The sequence below is a fragment of the Modestobacter marinus genome (assembly GCF_011758655.1).
GTDB lineage: Bacteria > Actinomycetota > Actinomycetes > Mycobacteriales > Geodermatophilaceae > Modestobacter > Modestobacter marinus.
Genome location: NZ_JAAMPA010000001.1, coordinates 2543734 through 2564505 on the forward strand (window position 1 = coordinate 2543734; position 20772 = coordinate 2564505).

At 73.5% G+C, this 20772-nt stretch carries 16 protein-coding genes and 3 tRNA genes; 16 read left to right on the forward strand and 3 right to left on the reverse strand.

The annotated features are described in order from the left end of the window. Positions 1 to 22: 22 nt before the first annotated feature. Complete coding sequence (locus tag FB380_RS12050) at positions 23 to 1093, reverse strand: hypothetical protein (RefSeq protein ID WP_166755248.1); 1071 nt, start codon at positions 1091 to 1093, stop codon at positions 23 to 25. A gap of 159 nt (positions 1094 to 1252) precedes the next feature. Here FB380_RS12050 and serA point away from each other — a divergent pair, with 159 nt between their 5' ends. The 4 genes from serA (at position 1253) to cimA (ending at position 9676) form a co-directional block, all read left to right on the forward strand. Continuing rightward, the gene (gene serA, locus FB380_RS12055; RefSeq protein WP_166755249.1) at positions 1253 to 2854 is read left to right on the forward strand and encodes a phosphoglycerate dehydrogenase; all 1602 of its coding nucleotides are present in this window, start codon (positions 1253 to 1255) and stop codon (positions 2852 to 2854) included. A gap of 452 nt (positions 2855 to 3306) precedes the next feature. Then, entirely contained in the window at positions 3307 to 6618 is a 3312-nt protein-coding gene (locus FB380_RS12060; protein WP_166755250.1) for a S8 family serine peptidase, read from the forward strand. A gap of 140 nt (positions 6619 to 6758) precedes the next feature. Next, positions 6759 to 7778, forward strand: coding sequence for a 3-isopropylmalate dehydrogenase (locus FB380_RS12065; protein WP_166755251.1), 1020 nt, complete (start codon positions 6759 to 6761; stop codon positions 7776 to 7778). Between the two features lie 281 nt (positions 7779 to 8059). After that, complete coding sequence (cimA, locus tag FB380_RS12070) at positions 8060 to 9676, forward strand: citramalate synthase (protein WP_166755252.1); 1617 nt, start codon at positions 8060 to 8062, stop codon at positions 9674 to 9676. Between the two features lie 10 nt (positions 9677 to 9686). Here the strand turns inward: cimA and FB380_RS12075 are convergent, their stop codons facing one another. Next, a complete protein-coding gene (locus FB380_RS12075; protein WP_166755253.1) occupies positions 9687 to 10490 on the reverse strand; it encodes an IclR family transcriptional regulator in 804 nt (267 codons plus the stop codon). Between the two features lie 129 nt (positions 10491 to 10619). Here FB380_RS12075 and FB380_RS25470 point away from each other — a divergent pair, with 129 nt between their 5' ends. Genes FB380_RS25470 through mdlC form a run of 6 tightly spaced genes read left to right on the forward strand, consistent with a single transcriptional unit; the run spans position 10620 to position 15890 of the window. Further along, a complete protein-coding gene (locus tag FB380_RS25470) occupies positions 10620 to 10751 on the forward strand; it encodes a hypothetical protein (RefSeq protein WP_268237746.1) in 132 nt (43 codons plus the stop codon). Beyond that, entirely contained in the window at positions 10748 to 11581 is an 834-nt protein-coding gene (locus FB380_RS12080) for an ABC transporter permease (RefSeq protein ID WP_166755254.1), read from the forward strand. Before FB380_RS25470 ends, FB380_RS12080 begins: the two co-directional genes overlap by 4 nt. Beyond that, positions 11545 to 12375 carry an ABC transporter permease gene (locus tag FB380_RS12085; RefSeq protein WP_229682088.1) on the forward strand — a complete coding sequence of 277 codons (831 nt, stop codon included), beginning with the start codon at positions 11545 to 11547 and terminating at the stop codon, positions 12373 to 12375. The genes FB380_RS12080 and FB380_RS12085 overlap by 37 nt, the downstream gene beginning before the upstream one ends. Next, a complete protein-coding gene (locus FB380_RS12090) occupies positions 12375 to 13238 on the forward strand; it encodes an ABC transporter ATP-binding protein (RefSeq protein WP_188959599.1) in 864 nt (287 codons plus the stop codon). The genes FB380_RS12085 and FB380_RS12090 overlap by 1 nt, the downstream gene beginning before the upstream one ends. Positions 13239 to 13287: 49 nt before the next feature. Then, positions 13288 to 14256, forward strand: a complete 969-nt coding sequence (locus FB380_RS12095; protein WP_166755255.1) for an ABC transporter substrate-binding protein — start codon at positions 13288 to 13290, stop codon at positions 14254 to 14256. Between the two features lie 2 nt (positions 14257 to 14258). Beyond that, positions 14259 to 15890: a benzoylformate decarboxylase gene (mdlC, locus tag FB380_RS12100; protein ID WP_166755256.1), complete on the forward strand. Its 1632-nt coding sequence runs from the start codon at positions 14259 to 14261 to the stop codon at positions 15888 to 15890. Between the two features lie 21 nt (positions 15891 to 15911). Here mdlC and FB380_RS12105 read toward each other — a convergent pair whose 3' ends face one another. Then, a complete protein-coding gene (locus FB380_RS12105; RefSeq protein ID WP_166755257.1) occupies positions 15912 to 16310 on the reverse strand; it encodes a VOC family protein in 399 nt (132 codons plus the stop codon). Between the two features lie 55 nt (positions 16311 to 16365). On the opposite strand from FB380_RS12105, the gene FB380_RS12110 reads away from it, so the two are divergent. The 6 genes from FB380_RS12110 (at position 16366) to FB380_RS12135 (ending at position 20551) form a co-directional block, all read left to right on the forward strand. Then, on the forward strand, positions 16366 to 17175 hold the full coding sequence (locus FB380_RS12110) for a fumarylacetoacetate hydrolase family protein (protein ID WP_166755258.1): 810 nt from the start codon (positions 16366 to 16368) through the stop codon (positions 17173 to 17175). Continuing rightward, positions 17172 to 18656, forward strand: a complete 1485-nt coding sequence (gene gltX / locus FB380_RS12115; protein ID WP_166755259.1) for a glutamate--tRNA ligase — start codon at positions 17172 to 17174, stop codon at positions 18654 to 18656. The genes FB380_RS12110 and gltX overlap by 4 nt, the downstream gene beginning before the upstream one ends. 362 nt (positions 18657 to 19018) lie before the next feature. Next, complete coding sequence (locus FB380_RS12120) at positions 19019 to 20044, forward strand: CPBP family intramembrane glutamic endopeptidase (RefSeq protein WP_166755260.1); 1026 nt, start codon at positions 19019 to 19021, stop codon at positions 20042 to 20044. Positions 20045 to 20129: 85 nt separating this feature from the next. Next, positions 20130 to 20201, forward strand: a tRNA-Gln gene (locus FB380_RS12125). 44 nt (positions 20202 to 20245) lie between these two features. Then, a tRNA-Glu gene (locus FB380_RS12130) sits at positions 20246 to 20318 on the forward strand. A gap of 160 nt (positions 20319 to 20478) precedes the next feature. Then, positions 20479 to 20551: transfer RNA gene (locus FB380_RS12135), tRNA-Glu, on the forward strand. The last annotated feature ends 221 nt before the right edge of the window (positions 20552 to 20772 follow it).

Below are 20772 nucleotides of genomic sequence, written 5' to 3' on the forward strand. Positions count from 1 at the left end.
CGTGTCGTGTCCGGGGGAGGGGTCAGCGGGTGGCTGCCCGCTGGGCGCGGCGGGCGGCGAAGTAGCGGCTGGCCGACCTCAGGCACAGCAGTGCGACGGTCGCGATCGCGGCGGCGACCAGCAGCAGGGCGAACACGATGCCGCCGCCGTCCCCCTCGCCGAGGGCGCCGACGAGGATCAGGCCGGTGAACGCGATCGCGATCGACCCGCCGACGATCAGCAGCACCCGGCTGCGGCCGGTCAGCGCCCACACCGAACCCCAGATCATCAGCACCGTCCACAGCACCGTGACCAGCCCGAAGGCCAGCGAGATGCCGCCGACCGCACTGAGCCCGCCGCCGGCGACGGAGAAGAGCTCCTCGTCGAAGCCCTCGGCGCCCGCGAGGGCCGCGGCGCCGAAGACGATCAGGAAGAAGCCGACCAGGACGCCGAAGGCCGCCAGCACGAAGCCCAGGACGGCGGCGGTGATCACCGCTCCGGGGCGGGCGGTCGACGGGGACTCCCCGTACCCGTACTGCCCGTAGGACTGTCCGGGCTGGACGTACTGCTGCTGGCCGTAGGGCTCGGGCTGGCCGTACTGAGCCGGCCCGTACTGGCCCTGCGCGTACGGGTTCTGGCCGTACTGCGGTCGGCCGTGCTCGCCCTGCCCGTACTGCGGCTGCCCGTACTGGGGTTGCCCGTACTGCGGCTGGCCGTACTGACCCTGGCCGTACTGACCCTGGCCGTACTGACCCTGCTGCTCGTACGGGTTCTGCTCGTACGGGTTCTGCCCGGTCGGGGGCCCGTACGAGGGCTGCCCGTACTGCTCCTGGCCGTACTGGGGTCGCCCGTACTGCGGCTGGTCGTACTGGTCCTGTCCGTACTGGTCCTGTCCGTACTGGGGCCGGCCGTACGGGTCCTGGCCGTACGGGTCCTGGCCGTACCGGGGCTGGCCGGGGCCGTCCTGGCCCTGCTGTGCACCGGGCTGGGAGCCCTGCCCGTAGGCGGTGGAACCGGTGCTCCCCGGGGCCGGCGGCGGGCCACCCTCCTCCGGCTGCTGGCCGAACGGGGTCGTCTCGTGACGGCCCTGGGCGTCGTCCCGGTCGCTGCTCATGATCTCCTCCGACGAGGCCGGTGGCACCGGCGCTTCGTCGCCAGCTTGGCGGTGCCGGCAGGGCCCGGCAAGCACCGGGGTCCGTCCGGGTGTCCACCCAGTGGGACCGTCGGGCACCGGCGTGCCGCGGGGTGGGCGGCGTCCCTAGGCTGTGGAGCCGTGACCACGACCACGCCCGTCGTCCTGATCGCCGAAGAGCTCGCGCCCAGCGTGTTGGAGGTGCTGGGGGGCGACGTCGAGATCCGCCACGTCGACGGCGCCGACCGGGGTGCCCTGCTGCCCGCGCTGGCCGAGGCCTCGGCCGTGCTCATCCGGTCGGCCACCCAGATCGACGCCGAGGCGCTCGCGGCCGCGCCGCAGCTCAAGGTCGTCGCGCGGGCCGGCATCGGCCTGGACAACGTCGACGTCCCCGCGGCCACCGAGCGCGGTGTGCTGGTCGTCAACGCGCCGACCTCCAACATCGTGAGCGCCGCCGAGCACGCCGTCGCGCTGCTGCTGGCTGCCGCCCGGCACATCCCGGCCGCCGACGCCTCGCTGCGGGAGGGGAAGTGGGCCCGGTCGAAGTACACCGGCGTCGAGGTCACCGAGAAGACCGTGGGCGTCGTCGGGCTGGGCCGGATCGGGGTGCTGGTCGCCCAGCGGCTGGCTGCCTTCGGCGTCACCCTGATCGCCTACGACCCCTACATCCAGCCCGGCCGGGCCGCCCAGCTCGGCGTCCGCCTGGTGTCCCTGGACGAACTGCTGCGCGAGTCGGACTTCATCACCGTCCACCTGCCCAAGACCCCCGAGACCCTCGGGCTGATCGGCGCCGAGCAGCTCGCCGCCACCAAGCGCGGCGTCATCATCGTCAACGCCGCCCGCGGCGGGCTGGTCGACGAGGCCGCCCTAGCCGAGGCGCTGCAGTCGGGTCAGGTGGGCGCCGCCGGCATCGACGTCTACGCCAAGGAGCCGTGCACCGACAGCCCGCTGTTCGGCCTGCCGAACGTGGTGGTGACCCCGCACCTGGGCGCCTCCACCACCGAGGCGCAGGACAAGGCCGGCACCGCCGTGGCGCGCAGCGTCCGCCTCGCGCTGCAGGGCGACTTCGTGCCCGACGCGGTGAACGTCCAGGCCGGCGGCATCGTCGCCGAGGACGTCCGGCCCGGGTTGCCGCTGGCGGAGAAGCTCGGCCGGGTGTTCACCTCGGTCGCCGGCGGGCTGGCCCAGTCGGTGCACGTGCAGGTGCAGGGCAAGATCGCCGAGTTCGACGTCTCCGTCGTCCAGCTGGCGGTGCTGCGCGGCGTCTTCTCCGACGTCGTCGAGGAGGCGGTCACCTACGTCAACGCGCCGCTGCTGGCCGACCAGCGGGGCCTGGACGTCACCCTGTCCAGCAGCACCGAGAGCCCGGACTACCGCAACCTGATCACCGTGCGGGGGGCGATGGCCGACGGCACGGAGGTGACCGTCTCGGGCACCCTCTACGGCAAGAACCAGGTCCCCAAGCTGACCGAGGTCGGTGGCTTCGAGATGGACCTGACCGCCGACGGCTACCTGCTGTTCTTCGTCTACGCCGACCGGCCCGGCGTCGTCGGCACGGTCGGCGCGGCGCTCGGGGAGGCGGGGGTGAACATCGCCGGTGCGCAGGTCAGCCGCACCACCCAGGGCGGCGAGGCGCTGATGGCCGTGACCGTCGACGGCACGGTCAGCGGGGAGCTGCTGGCCGACATCGGCCAGCGGATCGGCGCCCGGCAGGTCCGTGCCGCCGACCTCAACCCGAGCTGACCCCCCGCATCCAGCGCGACCACAGGCCGCGTCGTCCCGCCCGGGACGGCGCGGCCTCGTCGTGTCCGAGCGTGACCCGGCGGACCGGCCGACTGGGCCGAACGGGTGGTTGAGCGCTGTCCCAACGTGTCATCTGCCCGATCTCGTTCCGCCGAACGGCGCCCGGCACGCCCAACGGCAGATGTCGACGGCTCGGCTGCCGGGCCGATGCCCGCCCGGCCGCCGCAGATGCGCCGTCCGCGGGCCGGTGATGCGCCGAACGGCCTATTGGCCGGTGGGAGCGGGAGCGCGCACCGTGTGACTGGTCCGTCCCGGCTGGTCACCGTCCGTGGTGGTCGATCGAGCGGTCCCTCCCGCACGAATCACTGACAGGGGTGCACGTGGGTCCGAGCAGCACACACACGAACCGGGCGGGACGCCGTCGCGTCGCCGTCCGGACGGGGGTCGTCGCCATGACGGCCGCCCTGGTGACCACCGGGGGTGTCAGCGGTGCGCTGGCCGCCCCCGGTGCCCCGGTGGCCGACCGGGCGCAGGCCGACCTGAGCGCCGGTCAGCTGGACCAGGTCCGGTCCCAGCTGGCCGCGCAGGCACGGCCGGCCGGTCTGCCGCAGAGCGGCCCGACGTCCTTCTTCCTGGCCATCGACGAGACCAGCACCTCGGAGGTCTACTCCGAGGCGCTCGACGAGGGGGAGGGGGAGGCGCAGGCCGCGGACGCCGCCCGGGCCGCCAAGCCGGCGGTCGAGGCCGCCGCCGACCAGGTCGTCGCCGACCTGCCGGCCTCCGTCGCCGACGCCGAGGTGCTCTACACCGCCTCCACGGTCGTGCCCGGCGTCGCCGTGTCCGCGGACGCCGCCGACTACGAGGCGCTGACCGCGCTGCCGGGCGTCACCGCGGTGCACCCGATCACCCCGAAGGAGACCAGCAACACCGGTGCCGCCGAGGTCGTCCGGGCCGTCGAGGCCTGGCAGGCGCTGGGGAACACCGGTGAGGGGGTCTCCGTCGGCATCATCGACACGGGCATCGACTACACCCACGCCGACTTCGGCGGCAGCGGCGACATCGACCAGTTCGCCGCCCTGCAGGCCGCCGAGGCGTCCCCCGCCCCGGCCGGGGTCTTCCCGAACGCCAAGGTGGTGGGCGGCCGCGACTTCGTCGGCGACAGCTACAACGCCGACCCGAGCTCCCCCGAGTACCAGCCGGTCGCCATGCCCGACGACAACCCGTTGGACTGCAACGGCCACGGCACCCACGTGGCCGGCACCGCGGCCGGCTACGGCGTGACGGCGGAGGGGGAGACCTACACCGGCGCCTACGACGAGTCCTTCGACCCGGGCGCGCTGCGGATCGGTCCCGGCATGGCGCCGGACGCCTCGCTCTACGCCCTCAAGGTCTTCGGCTGCGACGGCTCGACCGACGTCACCATCCAGGCCCTGGAGTGGGCGATGGACCCCGACGGCGACGGGTCGATCGACGACCACCTCGACATCGTCAACCTCTCCCTCGGCTCGGACTACGGCCTGGCCGACGACGCCGACGCCATGGTCGCCAACGAGGCGATGGAGCACGGCATGCTCGTCGTCATGTCCGCCGGCAACGCCGGTGACAGCTACGACATCGGCGGCTCGCCGGGCAACGCCCCGCGCGGCATCGGGGTCGCCGCGTCCAACGACGGCTACGGCATCTTCGACGGCTGGCAGGTCGTCTCCGGCGGGGGCCCCACCGGCATCCGGCCGGGTCTGCGCTCGATCGCCTACAGCGACCGGGACGAGGCCGGGCAGCTGAAGCCCGACGTGACCGGCCCCGTCGTCCTGCCCGAGGCCGGGGACGACCCGACCGGCTGTGCCCCGTGGAGCGGGGACTACACCGGCGAGATCGTCCTCATCGAGGCCGACGGGTTCGCCTGCGGCTCGGTGGCCAAGGGCTCCAACGCCCGGGACCACGGCGCCGCCGGCTTCATGATCATCGGTGACGACGACCTGCTCGAGACCGGCATCACCGGGGTCCCGGAGATCCCGGGCATCCTCACCACCGCGACCGACGGTGCGGCGCTCGCCGCCGCCGTCCAGGCCGGCCCGGTGACGGTCACCTTCGGCCCGAGCCTCAAGGACGCCGCCACCGTCGACGACCCGGCGCAGGTCGACCTGCTCGCGTCGTTCTCCTCCCGCGGCACCCACCAGGCCGGCGGCCTCAAGCCCGACGTCTCCGCGCCCGGCGTGACGGTCTACTCCGCCGCGGTCGGCACCGGCGACGAGGGGTCCAGCCTGTCCGGCACCTCGATGGCCGCCCCGACCACCTCCGGGGTCACCGCGCTCATCCGCGCCGCCCACCCGGACTGGACGACGGAGGAGGTCAAGGCCGACCTGATGAACACCGCCGTCCACGACGTGCACACCGCCGAGGGCGTCGTGTACGGCCCGAACCGGCAGGGTGCCGGCCGGATCGACGCCCGGGCGGCCCTGGACAACCAGGTGCTGGCCTACGCGGACGCCGGGTCCGGCGTCGTGTCGGCCTCGTTCGGCGTGATCGAGGCGGTCGACCCGAAGCTGGTGCAGAACAAGCAGATCACCGTCTCCAACAAGAGCGACCGGACCGTCGGCTACAAGCTCCGGTACGAGGCGCTGGTCGACCAGCCCGGCGCCAGCTACCGGGTGGAGCCCTCGGTCGTGCACGTCGCACCGAACACCACGACGGTGGTCAACGTCGTCCTGACCGTGAAGCGGGACCAGCTGCGCAAGGTGGCCGACCCCACGATGGTCACCGACGACGGCCGGCAGTTCCTGGGCGAGGCCAGCGGCCGCGTCGTGCTCACCCCGAAGAAGGGCGACGCTCCGACGCTCCGGGTGCCGGTGCACGCGAACCCGAAGCCGGCGTCGAACCTGGTCGCGCAGGACCGGCAGGGCGGCACCTCGATCACCCTGGTGGGCCGGGGCGTGAGCAACGGCCCGGCGTTCGAGCCGACGTCCTACACCTCGCTGGCCACCGCCTTCGAGGGCCTGGGCCGCAGCCCGGAGATGCCCCGGTGCACCGACGCCGCCCTGCCGGACTGCTACAAGTCCGAGCTGGAACGGTCGGTCGACCTGGAGACGGTGGGCGTGGCCTCCGACGTGGCGAGCAGCCCGGCGGACCCCTGGCTGTACTTCGGGGTCTCCGCGCACGGCCGGTCCACCTCGCCGGAGACGGCCGTGAACTACGGCGTCTACGTCGACGCGACCGGTGACGGCGCGTGGGACTACCAGGTGACCACCACCCGGATCCCGGACTACGACGTGCCGCTGGTGGTCGTCACCGACCGCCAGTACCAGCTGCTGCCGGCCGGGGAGCCCTACATCGGGTTCCTCAACGTGGCCGACGGCACGGTGGACACCAACGTCTACGACTCCGACGTCCAGATCCTGGGCGTGCCGACGGCGGTCATGCCCATGGTGCAGGGCCGGATCGGCTTCGGGGTCCAGTCCGCCAGCGCCTACGGCACGGTCGACAACGTGGGCACCGTGGTGAGCCTGACGGGTGAGGCCGAGCTGGCCTCGGAGGCGATGAGCTTCGACCCGCTGGACCCGGGGCTGTCGTTCACCGTGGACGGCGCACCGGCGGTGCTCGTCCCGGCCACGAACGGCACGACGATCGCGATCGACCAGAGCGCGTCGTACGCGGCCGACCGGTCGGTCGGCGGCCTCAAGGGGGCGATGGTGGTGGTGTCGCACAACGACACCGGCACCGGTCGCACCCAGACGTTCCCGGTCCCGGTACGGCCGGCGGCGCCCTGACGGCGCGGTCACCCGGGGTCCCCGGGTGACCCGCTGACCGCACCGCACCACCCGGACGCCCTCCGCGAGCACCACCTGCGGGGGGCGTCCGGCGTGTGCGGGTGCGGGGCCGCGGCCGGCCCCCACTAACCTCTGGCCTCATGCGCCTGGCAGTGGTCCCTGGAGACGGCATCGGTCCCGAGGTGGTGGCCGAGGGCCTCAAGGTCCTGGGCGCGGTCGCCCCGGACATCGAGAGCACCTTCTACGACCTGGGGGCCGCCCGCTGGCACCGCACCGGGGAGCTGCTCCCGGACGCGGTGCTCGAGGAGCTGCGCCAGCACGACGCGATCCTGCTCGGCGCGGTCGGCGACCCCGGGGTGCCCAGCGGCATCCTCGAGCGGGGGCTGCTGCTTAAGCTGCGCTTCGAGCTCGACCACCACGTCAACCTCCGGCCCGCCCGGCTCTTCGACGGCGTCCGCAGCCCGCTGGCCGAGCCCGGCGAGATCGACATGCTCTGCGTGCGCGAGGGCACCGAGGGCCCCTACGTCGGCAACGGCGGGGTGCTGCGGCGCGACACCCCGCACGAGGTGGCCACCGAGGTCAGCCTGAACACCGCCTTCGGGGTCGAGCGCGTCGTCCGGTACGGGTTCGAACGGGCCGTCGCCCGGCCGCGCAAGCACCTCACGCTGATCCACAAGACCAACGTGCTGACCCACGCCGGCTCGCTGTGGTCGCGGACCGTCGAGGAGCTCTCCGCGGAGTTCCCCGAGGTCACCGTGGCCTACCAGCACGTGGACGCCGCGGCGATGTTCTTCATCACCGACCCGGGCCGGTACGACGTCATCGTCACCGACAACCTCTTCGGCGACATCGTCACCGACGTCGCGGCCGCCGTCACCGGGGGCATCGGGCTGGCCGCCAGCGGCAACCTCGACGTCTCCGGCACCAACCCCAGCATGTTCGAGCCGGTGCACGGCTCCGCGCCGGACATCGCCGGGCAGGGCATCGCCGACCCGACGGCGACCGTGCTGTCGGTCGGGCTGCTGCTGGAGCACCTGGGCCGGCCGGAGCTGGCCAAGAAGGTCAACGCCGCCGTCGCCTTCGACCTCTCCACCCGCGACCCGAAGGCGACCCTCCGCACCACCGAGGTCGGCGACCGGCTGGCCGCGCTGTCGGGTTGATCGGGGTGCCGGCCGGCCCGTCGGGCCGGTACGTCGACAGCGGGCAGAAGACCGGCAGCGTGGTCGTCGAGGTCGGGTGATCGGCGCGGCCGCCGTCCCAGGACGTGGGACGACGGTTCCACCGAGCGGCTCTGCCGTGCTCTACTGGTGGTGATGGACGCCACCCGCACGATCATCATCAGCTAGCGCGCAGTCACCTCCCCCGGACTGCGCGCAACCTCCCGTACCCCGGGAGGTTTTTTCGTGTCTGGGCCCAGTACCGAACCGACCCGGGAGACACCGTGGCCACGCACCCCGCCACCGAGCTCGACCTCGACCCGACCGACTTCCACGTCTTCGACACCACGCTGCGCGACGGCGCCCAGCGCGAGGGCGTGAGCTGGTCCGTCGCCGACAAGCTCGCCGTCGCGCGACTCCTCGACGAGATCGGCGTTGGCTTCATCGAGGGCGGCTGGCCGGGGGCGCTGCCCAAGGACACCGAGTTCTTCGCCCGGGCGCGCAGCGAGCTGGACCTCCGGCACGCCCAGCTGGTGGCCTTCGGCGCCACCCGCAAGGTCGGCGTCCGGGTCGAGGACGACCCCCAGGTGCGCGCGCTGCTGGACGCGGAGACGCCGGTGGTCTGCCTGGTGGCCAAGTCCGACGTGCGGCACGTGCGGGAGGCGCTGCGCACCACGCCGGAGGAGAACCTGGCGATGGTCGCCGACACGGTCGCCTTCCTGGTCGCGCACGGCCGGCGGGTCTTCGTCGACTGCGAGCACTTCTTCGACGGCTACGCCGCCGACCCCGACCACGGCGTGCAGGTCCTGGAGACCGCCTTCGCCGCCGGCGCCGAGGTGGGCGTGCTGTGCGACACCAACGGCGGCATGCTGCCGATGGGCGTGGGCCGGGTGGTCGCCGACGTCCGCGCGCGCACCACCGGCAAGCTCGGCATCCACTGCCAGGACGACACCGGCTGCGCGGTCGCCAACAGCCTGGCCGCCGTCGAGGCCGGCGTGACCCACGTGCAGGGCACCGCCAACGGGTACGGCGAGCGGGCCGGCAACGCCGACACGTTCGTGCTGATCGGCAACCTGGTCACCAAGATGGGGTTGCCGGTGGTGCCGGCCGAGTGCCTGCCCGAGCTGAAGCGGGTGAGCCACGCGATCGCGGAGCTGGCCAACATCGCCCCCGACGACCACCAGCCGTTCGTCGGCGCCTCGGCGTTCGCGCACAAGGCCGGCCTGCACGCCAGCGCCATCAAGGTCAGTCCGGAGCTCTACAACCACCTCGACCCCGCCGTCGTCGGCAACGACATGCGCATCCTGGTCACCGAGATGGCCGGCCGGGCGTCGATCGAGCTCAAGGGGCGGGAGCTGGGGGTCGACCTGGCCGGCCAGGCCGACGCCATCGGCCGGGTGGTCGACCAGGTCAAGGTGCTGGAGGCCGACGGCTGGTCCTTCGAGGCCGCCGACGCCTCCTTCGAGCTGCTGCTGCGCGCCCAGCTGCCCGGCGACCCCGAGCCGCTGTTCGAGCTGGAGAGCTACCGCACCTCGGTCGAGCACTGGGGCAACGGGGTGGTGGTCAGCGAGGCGACGGTCAAGGTGCACGTCCCCAACGGCGACGGGACGACGGAGCGGGTGATCAGCACCGGGGAGGGCAACGGCCCGGTGAACGCGCTGGACAACGCGCTGCGCCAGGCCCTGGTCGGCCGGTACCCGCACCTGGCCGACGTCTCGCTGGCCGACTACAAGGTGCGCATCCTGGGCTGGAAGGGCGGCACCAGCGCCACCACCCGGGTGCTCGTCGACAGCACCGACGGGGCAGGGGAGTGGACCACCGTGGGGGTGCACGACAACATCGTCGAGGCCTCCTGGCACGCCCTGGTCGACGCCTTCACCTACGCGGTGCGGCACCGCTGAGCAGACCGGGTCAGCCGGGGCTGCGGCGCAGGTCCAGCTCGATCTCCCGGGCCGCGGCCTGCAGCGGGGGCAGCAGCTCGTCCCGGATGGCGTCGGGGGTGACGTGCCGGGCGGAGGCGGAGATGTTCATCGCGGCGAGGACGGCGCCGTCGCCGTCCCGCACCGGCACCGCGATCGACCGCAGCCCCTCCTCCAGCTCCTGGTCCACCAGGGCCCATCCCTGGTCGCGGGTCTCGGTCAGCACCCGGCGGAGCCGGTCGGGGTCGGTGACGGTGAACGGGGTCAGCGCCGCCAGCGGTGCGCTCGCCAGGTACCGCTCCCGCTCGTCCTCCGGCCGGGACGCCAGCAGCACCCGGCCCATCGACGTCGCGTGGGCCGGGAACCGGGTGCCGAGGTTGATGGCCACGGTCATGATCCGCCTGGTCGGCACCCGCGCGACGTAGACGATCTCCTCCCCGTCGAGCACCGACAGCGAGCAGGACTCGTGCACGCCCGCGGCCAGCTGCTCCATGTGCGGGCGGGCCACCTCCGGCAGGGAGAGCCCGGAGAGGTAGGCGTAGCCGAGTTCCAGCACCCGGGGGCGCAGCGCGAAGAGCCGTCCGTCGGAGCGGACGTACCCGAGCTCGACGAGGGTGAGCAGGAACCGGCGGGCGGCGGCCCGGGTCAGGCCGGTCTGCCGGGCGACGTCGCTGAGGGTCAGCCGGGGGTGCTCGGCGTCGAAGGCCCGGATGACGGCGAGCCCGCGTTCCAGCGACTGGACGAACGTGGCCGATCGCTCGCCGTCGCCGCCGTCGCGGGGTGTCGTCGCGTCCATCGTTCTCCTCCCGGGCGGCTGCCTCGACGCCCGATCACGGTTCGAGCACGAGCGTTGACGTGACCCGGCTCACGACTTATGTTCCCTGTCAGAACGGTCGTTCGTCCAGCGAACACCCAGGTCCATCCCGTGGACGATCCGCCGGCCGGCTGTGCGCCCGCCGGCCACCGGATCCGCCAACGCGCCCTCACCGTGGAGGACAGGCACCTGATGCACCTGCTCACCCGGGGCAGCGCCCTGCGCCCGACGACGGCGCCATGAGCACGACGGAGGTGCGCCCCGCCCGCGCGGCCGCCGAGCCCGTCCGCCGGCGCCGGCGCGAGCTCCCGTCGGCCGTCCTCGGCTTGGCCGGGCTGGTCGGGTTCGCCGTGCTGCTGGAGCTGCTGCCCCGCACCGGCATCGTCTCGGCCGACTACTTCCCGCCGTTCAGCGAGATGGTCGGGGCGCTGGTGGAGGCAGCCGGCACCGACCGCTTCTGGGCCGCGACCGCGGAGACCGTCCAGGCCTGGGGCATCGGGCTCGGGATCGCACTCGTGGCCGGCATCGGCCTGGGCCTGCTGATCGGCAGCATCGAGGTGCTGCGCCGGTTCACCGCCTCGACCATCGAGTTCCTGCGGCCGGTGCCGTCGGTGGCGCTGATCCCGCTGGCGGTGCTGCTGCTCGGTCTCGGTCTGCAGTCGACGCTGCTGCTGGTCGTGTACGCCTCGTTCTGGCAGATCCTGATCCAGGTGATCTACGGCGTGCAGGACGTCGACCCGGTGGCCCGGGAGACGGCGCGCTCCTACCACCTCGGCCGCTGGGCGCGGGTCCGGTACCTGATCTGGCCGACCGCGCTGCCGTACGTGATGACCGGCGTCCGGCTGGGCGCGGCGGTCGCGCTGATCCTGGCCGTGACGGCCGGCCTGGTCGGCATCGGCAGCGGGCTGGGCGCGGAGATCGCGCTGGCCCAGTCGTCCAACGCCGTCCCGCTGGTCTACGGCCTGGTCATCTTCACCGGGTTGCTCGGGGTGGTCGTCAACCTGGCGGCCCGGGTGCTGGAGCGCCGGACGCTGGCGTGGCACTCGTCGGTGCGCGCGGACGTGGGGGGCTGATCGCGGTGGGGCCGGTGCTGCGCTGGGGGAGGACGGTGGGCTTCGCGCTCACCCTGCCCGTCGTCCTGGTCACCCTGTGGTGGGTGTGGTCGGCGGACAGCACCAACTACTACGCGCCGCCGCTGCAGACGATCCTGACGACGTTCGGTGACGTCTGGTTCTCCGAGCGGCTGCGCGCCGACGTCCTGCCCAGCGTCACCCGGCTGCTCATCGGCTACACCGGTGCGGTCGTGCTCGGGGTCGGGCTGGGCGTGCTGCTGGGCGCCAACCGCACGCTGCGCCGGGTGACCGAGCCGGTGCTGGAGTTCTTCCGGGCCATCCCGCCGCCGGCGCTGATCCCGATCCTGTTCCTGTTCGCCGGGATCGGGGACACCGCCAAGGTCATCGTGATCATCTCCGGTGCGGTCTGGCCGGTGCTGCTCAACACCGTCGAGGGCGTGCGCGCCGTCGACGACGTCCTGTCCGACACCTCCCGGTCCTACGGCGTCACCGGCCTGGCCCGGCTGCGCCACCTGGTGCTGCCGGCCGCCAGCCCGCAGATCGTCGCCGGCATGCGCCAGGCGCTGTCGATCTCGATCATCCTCATGGTCATCAGCGAGATGTTCGCCTCCACCAACGGGCTGGGCTTCAGCGTCATCCAGTTCCAGCGCAGCTTCGCCATCCCGGAGATGTGGAGCGGCATCCTGCTGCTCGGCCTGCTCGGGTTCGTGCTGTCCCTGCTCTTCCAGCTTTTCGAACGGCGCACCCTGCGCTGGTACCACGGCCTGCGCCGATCTCAGCGAGGAGAGAACTGATGACCCAGCCGCTGCTCGACGTCGCCGGGGTGCAGAAGACCTACACCGGCTCCGGCCGCACCGTGGAGGCCGTCCGCGACCTGACCTTCTCCGTCGCGGACGGCGAGCTGGTCTGCATCGTGGGGCCCTCGGGCGCGGGGAAGACGACGCTGCTCAAGTGCATCGCCGGGCTGCTGGAGCCCACCGCCGGCACGGTCACGCTCGCCGGCTCGCGGGTCGACGGGCCGCCGGAGGCGATGGCGGTGGTCTTCCAGGAGTACGGCCGCAGCCTCTACCCGTGGATGACGGTGGAGGGCAACGTCGAGCTGCCGCTGAAGCAGAAGAAGCTGGACAAGGCCCGCCGGCGGGAGCTGGTGCGGGACGCGCTGGAGGCCGTGGGCCTGGCCGACGTGCACGGCGCCTACCCGTGGCAGCTGTCCGGCGGCATGCAGCAACGGGTGGCGATCGCCCGCGCGGTGGCCTACCAGCCCAAGGTCCTGCTGATGGACGAGCCGTTCGCCGCCGTCGACGCGCAGACCCGCGCCGACCTCGAGGACCTCATCCGGTCGCTGTGGCACAAGCTGGGCGTGACCATCCTCTTCGTCACCCACGACATCGACGAGTCGGTCTACCTGGGGCAGCGGGTGCTGGTCCTGTCCTCCTCGCCGACGGTGATCATGGAGGACCTCGCCATCGACCTGCCCGACGAGCGCAACCAGCTGGAGACCCGGTCCTCCCCGCGGTTCGCCGAGCTGCGCGGGCACGTCTACGAGCAGATCCAGCTGGCCAAGCACCGCAAGGGCGACCAGCACCAAGCCGACGAGGTCGCCACCGGCAGCCACCGCGCCGGGCAGCCCGCCGTCGCCGCGGACCCGCGCCCCTAGCCCGGGCTCCACCCCCTCCCACCTCGCACGTCCGGCAAAGGAGCCCCCCATGCGTCGCCTGCTCGCCCCGATCACCGCCCTCGCCCTGCTCGCCACCGCCACCGCCTGCGGCGGCTCGTCCGACGAACCGGCCGCCGAGACCGAGGGCGGCCTGGCCCAGGTCACCGTCGGGATCATCCCGATCATCGACGTCGCCCCCATCTACCTCGGGCAGGAGCAGGGCTTCTTCGAGGAGCGGGGCATCGAGCTCGAGCTGGTGCCCGGCTCCGGTGGCGCCGCGGCCGTCCCCGGTGTGGTCGCCGGTGACTTCGACTTCGCGTTCGGCAACGTGACCTCGCTGCTGCTGGCCCAGACCCAGGGGCTGCCCCTGAAGGTCGTCTCCAACGGCACGTCGTCCACCGGCGACCCGGAGACCGACTTCTCCGCCGTCGTCGTGCCCGCCGACAGCCCGGTGCAGACCGCCGCGGACCTGGCCGGCAAGACGGTGGCGGTCAACAACTTCAAGAACATCGGCGAGGTGACGATCCGCAAGGCGGTCGAGGACGCCGGTGGTGACTCCTCGACCGTCAACTTCGTCGAGCTGCCGTTCCCGGACATGCCGGCCGCGGTCGCCAACGGCAACGTGGACGCCGCCTGGGTGGTCGAGCCGTTCGTCAGCGTCGCGACCGGCCAGGGTGCCCGCCCCGTGGTGCGCAACTTCGCCGAGCCGGTCGAGGACCTCACGGTGGCGACCTACTTCACCACCGAGCAGATGCTCGCCGAGAACCCCGAGCTGGTCGACGACTTCCAGGCCGCCATGGCCGAGTCGCTGGCCTACGCCCAGGAGAACCCGGAGGAGCTGCGCCGGATCATCACCACCTACACCAGCATCTCCCCGGAGGTCGCCGAGCAGATCGCGCTCCCGTCCTTCCCCGAGGAGATCAACGTGGAGTCGATGGAGACCGTCGCCGACCTGATGGCGGAGTACGGGATCACCGAGCAGACCGCCGAGGTCGACGCGCTGCTCGCCACCGACTGACCGTGCCCGCCGCCACCACCCCTCCCGGGACGCCGACGGTCCGGGACGTCACCTTCGACGTGCTGCGCCGGCTGGGCCTGACCACGATGTTCGCCAACCCGGGCTCGACCGAGGTGCCCTTCCTCGCCGGCCTGCCCGACGACATCGAGTTCGTGCTCGCCCTGCACGAGGGGTCGGTGGTGGGCATCGCCACCGGCTGGGCCATCGCCCACGACCGGCCGGCCCTGGTCAACCTGCACACCACCGCGGGGCTGGGCAACGCCGTCGGCGCGCTCGCCACCGCCCGGGTCAACCGGGCACCGCTGGTGGTCGTGGTCGGCCAGCAGGACCGGCGGCACCTCGCCCTGGAGCCGTTCCTCGCCGGTCGGCTCGCCGGTCTGGCCGGCGACTACCCGGTCTGGGTCGACCAGCCGGTGCGCGCCCAGGACGTCCCGGGGTCGATCGCCCGGGCGCACCACGAGGCGGTCACCGGACGCGGCCCGGCGATCGTGGTCGTCCCGATGGACGACTGGGCGCAGGAGATGCCCGACACCGGGCCGCTGGCCGCGGCGACCGTGGTGCGGCGCCCGGCGGGGGTCGACGAGGCGACGGTCGCCGAGGTCGCCGAGCTGCTCGACGGGGCGCGGTCCCCGGTGCTGGTGGTCGGGGCGGGTGCGGACACCGCCACCACCCGGGCCGCGCTGGTGCAGCTGGCCGAGCGGCTGGCCGCTCCGGTGCGCCAGGAGGCCTTCGGCGCCCGGGCCGGCTTCCCGCAGGACCACCCGCAGTACCAGGGGCTGCTGCCCGCCGGCCGGGAGCGGCTGCGCCGGGTGCTGGCCGGCCACGACCTCGTGCTCGTCGTCGGCGGCCCGGCCTTCCGGCAGTACCCCTACGAGCCCGGTCCCTTCGTCGACCCGGCAGCCCGGATCGTGCAGGTCAGCCAGGACCCGGCCGAGGTGCACCGGAGCCCCGCCGACCTGGCCGTGCTCACCGACCCGGGCGTCTTCTGCGCCGCCCTCGCCGAGCGGGTGAGCGACCGCGGCGTGCCGCCTGGGCCACCGCGGACACCGGTCACCGTGCCGCCGCCGGCCCCGGGGGAGCCGCTGCGGGCCCCGCACGTCTACGCCCAGCTCGCCCAGCGCCTCGACCCGGACACGGTGGTGGTGGAGGAGTCGCCGTCCACCCGCCAGGTGCTGGAGGAGATAGTCCCCTCGCGGCAGCCGCTGGGGTACCTGGGCGTGGCGATGGGCGGCCTGGGCTTCGGCATGCCGGCCGCCATCGGCGTCCGGATGGCCCGGCCGGACCGGCCGGTGGTCGCGGTGCTCGGCGACGGGTCGTCGATGTACGCCGTCCAGTCGCTGTGGACGGCGGCCCGCTACGGCGTGGGCGTCCTGTTCGTCGTGTTCGCCAACGGCGGCTACGCGATCATGGACAAGCTCGTCGAGCGGCAGGGCACGGGCAAGGCGCCGTGGCCGAGCTTCCCCGAGGTCCGGCTCTCCGCCCTGGCCACCGCACTGGGCTGCCCGGCCCGGCGGATCAGCAGCCACGAGGAGCTGCTGGCGGTGCTCGACGACGTGCTGCCCCGGTTGCGGGAGCTCGACGCCCCGCTGCTGCTGGACGTCGACGTCGCGCCGGAGCGTGAGTTCAACCCCTGAGGAGCTCAGCTCCCGAGCGGTTCAGCTCCCGAGCGGCGCGACCGTGCTGGCCAGCAGGCAGAACTCGTTGCCCTCCGGGTCGGCCAGCACGTGCCAGGTCATCTCGTCGGTGCGCGGGCCCTGGCCGACGTCGACCGGGGTGGCGCCGAGGGCGAGCAGCCGGTCGAGCTCCTCGGCCTGTGACCGGTCGGTGGCGTTGAGGTCCAGGTGCAGCCGTCGCCGACCCGGCGTGGGATCGGGCACCGGGACGAAGTCCAGGGTCGGCTGCGGGCCCTTCGGGGCCTGCCCGGGGGCGCCGATCGTCACGACACCGTCCTCGTCGGTGTCCAGGACCTCATACCCGAGCACCTCGGCCCACCAGGCGGCGAGGGCGGCGGCATCGGTGCTGTTGACGACGATCGCGGTGATCCGGCTGGCCATGGGCCACCGTAGCGCCGTCGCGGGGCCCGGCTGCGGCGGCGACTAGCCTCGTGCCGTGCGCATCGTCCGTTTCGCCCACCCAGCCGGCATGTCCTTCGGGGTCCTCGACGGGGACGGCCAGGTCGCCCAGATCGAAGGCCACCCGTTCGGTCAGATCTCCTTCACCGGTCAGCGGCACGCCGCGGCCGACGTCCGGCTGCTGTCCCCGATCCTCCCCAGCAAGGTGGTCGGCATCGGCAAGAACTACGCCGACCACGTGCAGGAGATGGCGACCGGCGACGCGCCGAAGGAGCCGCTGGTCTTCCTCAAGCCCTCGACCACGGTCATCGGCCCCGGCGATGCGATCCGCATCCCGGCCGGCAGCACGAACGTGCACCACGAGGTCGAGCTCGCCGTCGTCATCGGGGCGCGCGGCGCGCGGCAGGTGAGCCCGGAGCAGGCGCTGTCCAGCGTCTTCGGCTACACGATCGGCAACGACGTGACCGAGCGGGACATGCAGCGCAGCGACGGGCAGTGGACCCGGGCGAAGGGCTTCGACTCCTTCTGTCCGCTCGGCCCGTGGATCGAGACCGACCTGGCCGGGCTCGGCAAGGACCCGGCGGACCTGGAGATCACCTGCAGCGTGGACGGCGAGCTGCGCCAGTCCGGCCGGACCAGCCAACTGCTGTTCGGCATCCCGACCCTGATCTCCCACATCTCCCAGGTCATGACCCTGCTGCCCGGTGACGTGGTGCTGACCGGCACCCCGGCCGGTGTCGGACCGATCGCCCCCGGGCAGCGGGTCGAGTGCACGATCGAGGGCCTCGGCACGCTGACCAGCACCGTCGCCGGCGCCGACCCGACCTCCACGGCCGGCACCCGATGACCGCTCCGGCCGGCCCGGTGCGCACCCGGTTCTGCCCGTCGCCCACCGGCACGGTGCACGTCGGCGTCATGCGCGCGGCGCTCTACAACTGGGCCTACGCCCGGCACACCGGCGGGCAGTTCGTCGTCCGGATCGAGGACACCGACCCGGCGCGCAACACCGCCGAGTCCGAGCGGCACCTGCTGGACTGCCTGCGCTGGCTCGGGCTGGACTGGGACGAGGGCCCCGAGGTCGGCGGCCCGCACGGGCCCTACCGGCAGTCCGAGCGCAGCGAGGTCTACCGCGACGTCGTGGCCCGGCTGCTGGAGTCCGGGCACGCCTACGAGTCCTTCTCCACCACCGAGGAGGTCGACGCCCGCCGCCGGGCCGCCGGTCAGGACCCCAAGCTCGGCTACGACAACGCCGACCGGACGACGACCGACGCCCAGCGCGCCGCGTTCCGGGCGGAGGGCCGCGAGGCGGTCGTCCGGCTGCGGATGCCCGACACCGACCTGACCTGGGTCGACCACGTCCGTGGTGAGGTGCGCTTCGCGGCCGGTGCCGTCCCGGACTTCGCGCTCGTCCGGGGCAACGGGACGCCGCTGTACACGCTGGTGAACCCGGTCGACGACGCCCTGATGGGGATCACCGACGTGTTGCGAGGCGAGGACCTGCTGTCCTCCACGCCCCGCCAGCTCGCCCTCTACGCGGCGCTCACCGACATCGGTGTCGCCGGCGGGACGCCGCGCTTCGGCCACCTCCCCCTGGTGATGGGGGAGGGGAACAAGAAGCTGTCCAAGCGCGACCCGCAGTCGAACTTCGACGTCTACCGGGACCGCGGCTTCCTGCCGGAGGGCCTGGTCAACTACCTGGCCCTGCTGGGCTGGTCGATCGCCGAGGACCGGGACGTGTTCTCGCCCGCGGAGATGGCGGAGGCCTTCGACGTCGACAGCGTCAACGCCAACTCGGCCCGCTTCGACCTGAAGAAGGCCGAGGCGATCAACGCCACCCACCTGCGGGCGCTGCCGGTCGAGGAGTTCCTCATCCGGGTCACCCCGTTCCTGGCCGGTGCCGGGCTGGTCGCCGACCCGCCGACGGCCGATCAGGCCGCCACGCTGGCGGCGATCGCGCCGCTGGCCCAGGAGCGGATGATCGTGCTGTCCGACGCCGTCGGGCTGCTCGGCTTCCTGTTCACCGACACCGTCGAGATCGAGCCCGCTGCGGCCGAGAAGCAGCTGGGCGCCGGTGCCGGTGAGGTGCTCGACGCCGCCACCGCCGCGCTGCAGGCGCTGCCGGAGTGGACGACCCCGGCGATCGAGACGGCGCTCAAGGAGGCCCTGGTCGAGGGGCTGGGCCGCAAGCCGCGGCAGGCCTTCGGCCCGGTGCGGGTGGCGGTCAGCGGCCGGACGGTCTCCCCGCCGCTGTACGAGTCGATGGAGCTGCTGGGCCGCGAGCGCACCCTCGCCCGGCTCGCCGCTGCCCGCGGGGCAGCGACCGGATGACCGGCGGGGGCTGGCGCGCCTGGGGGCAGGGCGAGCGCCCGTCCGCGGGTGAGTCGCCGTACCCGGCCGGGTCGCCGTACGCGGGCCCGCCGCCGACCGGCCGGTACGGCGCCCCGCCCCGGGTCCCGCTCGGCCCCCCGCCGGGCGGTCCCGCCGGCTGGCCGGCCGGTGCGGGAGGGGCAGCCCCGGGCGGGGCGCCGTACCCGGCTGCCGGCACCCCGGGTCCGGCGTTCGGTACCCACCCGCCTCCGGTACCGGGTGGGTACCCGCCGCCGGCGGTGCAGCGTCCCGCGCGACCGCCCCGGCCGGTCACCCCGCCCGGTGCGCCGCCGCATGACACCCCGCAGCCCTACGCGCTGCTCATGCGGACCCGGGACTGGGCGTGGTGGCGCCCGCTGCTGGGCCTGCTGCTGTTCACCGTGCTGTACGGGGTGGCCGCGGTGGTCCTGGTCCTGCTCGTCCTCGTGACCGGGGTGGTGCCCGACCTCGCCATGCAGGACCTCACCGATGTCGGCGTCCTGCTGTTCACCAACGCCTCGCTGATCATCGCGATCCCGATCGTGTGGGTGTGCTGGCTCGTGCCGCACGGGTTGCGGATCGGCTGGTCCTCCTCGGTGCTGGGCCGGCTGCGCTGGCGGGCCCTGCTGCCCTGGACCTGGCGGGCCCTGGCGACCCTCGGGCTCGCGGTCGCCGTCGGTCTGCTGCTCACCGTGGCGGTCACCGACCTGTCGATCACCGGACCGACCGACTCCTTCGGCTGGCTCCTGGTGGTCGTCCTGCTGACGACGCCGCTGCAGTGCGCGGCCGAGGAGTACTTCTTCCGCGGCTACCTGAGCCAGGCGATCGCCGGCTGGGTGGGCCGGCCCCAGGCCGGCGCGGCGGTCGCGGCGGTGCTGACGGCCGCTCTCTTCTCCGCCGCGCACCTGCCGCCGGACGTCGAGACGTTCCTCTACCGGTTCGTCATCGGCCTGGTGCTGTCCGGGGCGGTCTGGCTGACCGGGGGGCTGGAGGCCGCCATCGCGCTGCACGCGGTCAACAACGTGGTGATCTTCGTGCTGGCCGGCGCCCTGGGTGAGGAGCTCGCCACGGCTGACCCCGGTGGTGCCGTGGGCTGGGCGACGACCCTGCTCGGGATCGCCGGCATGGTCGCCTTCGTCGTCTGGGTGGCCGTCGCGAGCCGGCGGATGCGGCCGGAGCTGCTCAGCCCGGCGATGCAGCTGGCGGCGCCGGCCCCCGCGGCCCGCCCCCGTCCGTCGTGGGGCGGACCGCCGGCCCCGCCGTCGTGGGGCGGACCGCCGGCCCCGCCGTCGTGGGGGCCACCGGCGGTGCCGGGGGCCTGGACAGCGCCGCCGTCCTCCGGCGGCTGGACCCGGCCGCCGGGCGGCTGACGCGCCCAGGAGGGGGGTGCCCGTGCTGGCTCCAGGGGGATCGGGTAGTGTTCTTTCCCGGCGCCGCAAGGTGCTGCACGGCCAATGGGGTATGGGGTAATTGGCAGCCCGACGGTTTCTGGTTCCGTTAGTCTAGGTTCGAGTCCTGGTACCCCAGCGAGGAGCACGACTCCTCAGCACGACCGCACCACAGCAGCACCTGGCCCCGTCGTCTAGCGGCCCAGGACGCCGCCCTCTCACGGCGGTAGCGAGGGTTCGAATCCCTTCGGGGCTACACCTGGCAGAGCCCCCGACCCACCCGGGTCGGGGGCTCTCGTCGTCTCCGGGTGCCCGTGTCGTCCCCCGGGCGGCCCGGCCTGCCGCCGACGACGCCGCGGGGGAGGGGTGTCGCGAGCAGGTCCCGGGCGTCTGGCAGAATCAGCGCCGCAGCACCTGGCCCCGTCGTCTAGCGGCCCAGGACGCCGCCCTCTCACGGCGGTAGCGAGGGTTCGAATCCCTTCGGGGCTACACCTGGCAGAGCCCCCGACCCACCCGGGTCGGGGGCTCTCGTCGTCTCCAGGGGCTCCCGCGCCCGGGGGTCCCGTGCTCCCGCAGACCCCGGCATGGCGGTGGTCACAGAGTCCCCCGTTGCGGTGACCAACGAAGTGCCGAGTCGTCCGGCCGGTGTTAGCTTCGCGAAGCTGATCACCGCGCCGCACCACCGTGCCGCCCTGAGATGCAGGCAGGGG

What these genes read in the sequence shown, in the direction of transcription:
- FB380_RS12075 (WP_166755253.1), bottom strand. Translation starts at nt 10,490, where the DNA reads ATGGACGCGACGACACCCCGCGACGGCGGCGACGGCGAGCGATCGGCC.
- FB380_RS12065 (WP_166755251.1), top strand. Translation starts at nt 6,759, where the DNA reads ATGCGCCTGGCAGTGGTCCCTGGAGACGGCATCGGTCCCGAGGTGGTG.
- FB380_RS12095 (WP_166755255.1), top strand. Translation starts at nt 13,288, where the DNA reads ATGCGTCGCCTGCTCGCCCCGATCACCGCCCTCGCCCTGCTCGCCACC.
- FB380_RS12050 (WP_166755248.1), bottom strand. Translation starts at nt 1,093, where the DNA reads ATGAGCAGCGACCGGGACGACGCCCAGGGCCGTCACGAGACGACCCCG.
- FB380_RS12060 (WP_166755250.1), top strand. Translation starts at nt 3,307, where the DNA reads ATGACGGCCGCCCTGGTGACCACCGGGGGTGTCAGCGGTGCGCTGGCC.
- FB380_RS12105 (WP_166755257.1), bottom strand. Translation starts at nt 16,310, where the DNA reads ATGGCCAGCCGGATCACCGCGATCGTCGTCAACAGCACCGATGCCGCC.
- gltX (WP_166755259.1), top strand. Translation starts at nt 17,172, where the DNA reads ATGACCGCTCCGGCCGGCCCGGTGCGCACCCGGTTCTGCCCGTCGCCC.
- FB380_RS12080 (WP_166755254.1), top strand. Translation starts at nt 10,748, where the DNA reads ATGAGCACGACGGAGGTGCGCCCCGCCCGCGCGGCCGCCGAGCCCGTC.
- FB380_RS12090 (WP_188959599.1), top strand. Translation starts at nt 12,375, where the DNA reads ATGACCCAGCCGCTGCTCGACGTCGCCGGGGTGCAGAAGACCTACACC.
- FB380_RS12120 (WP_166755260.1), top strand. Translation starts at nt 19,019, where the DNA reads ATGCGGACCCGGGACTGGGCGTGGTGGCGCCCGCTGCTGGGCCTGCTG.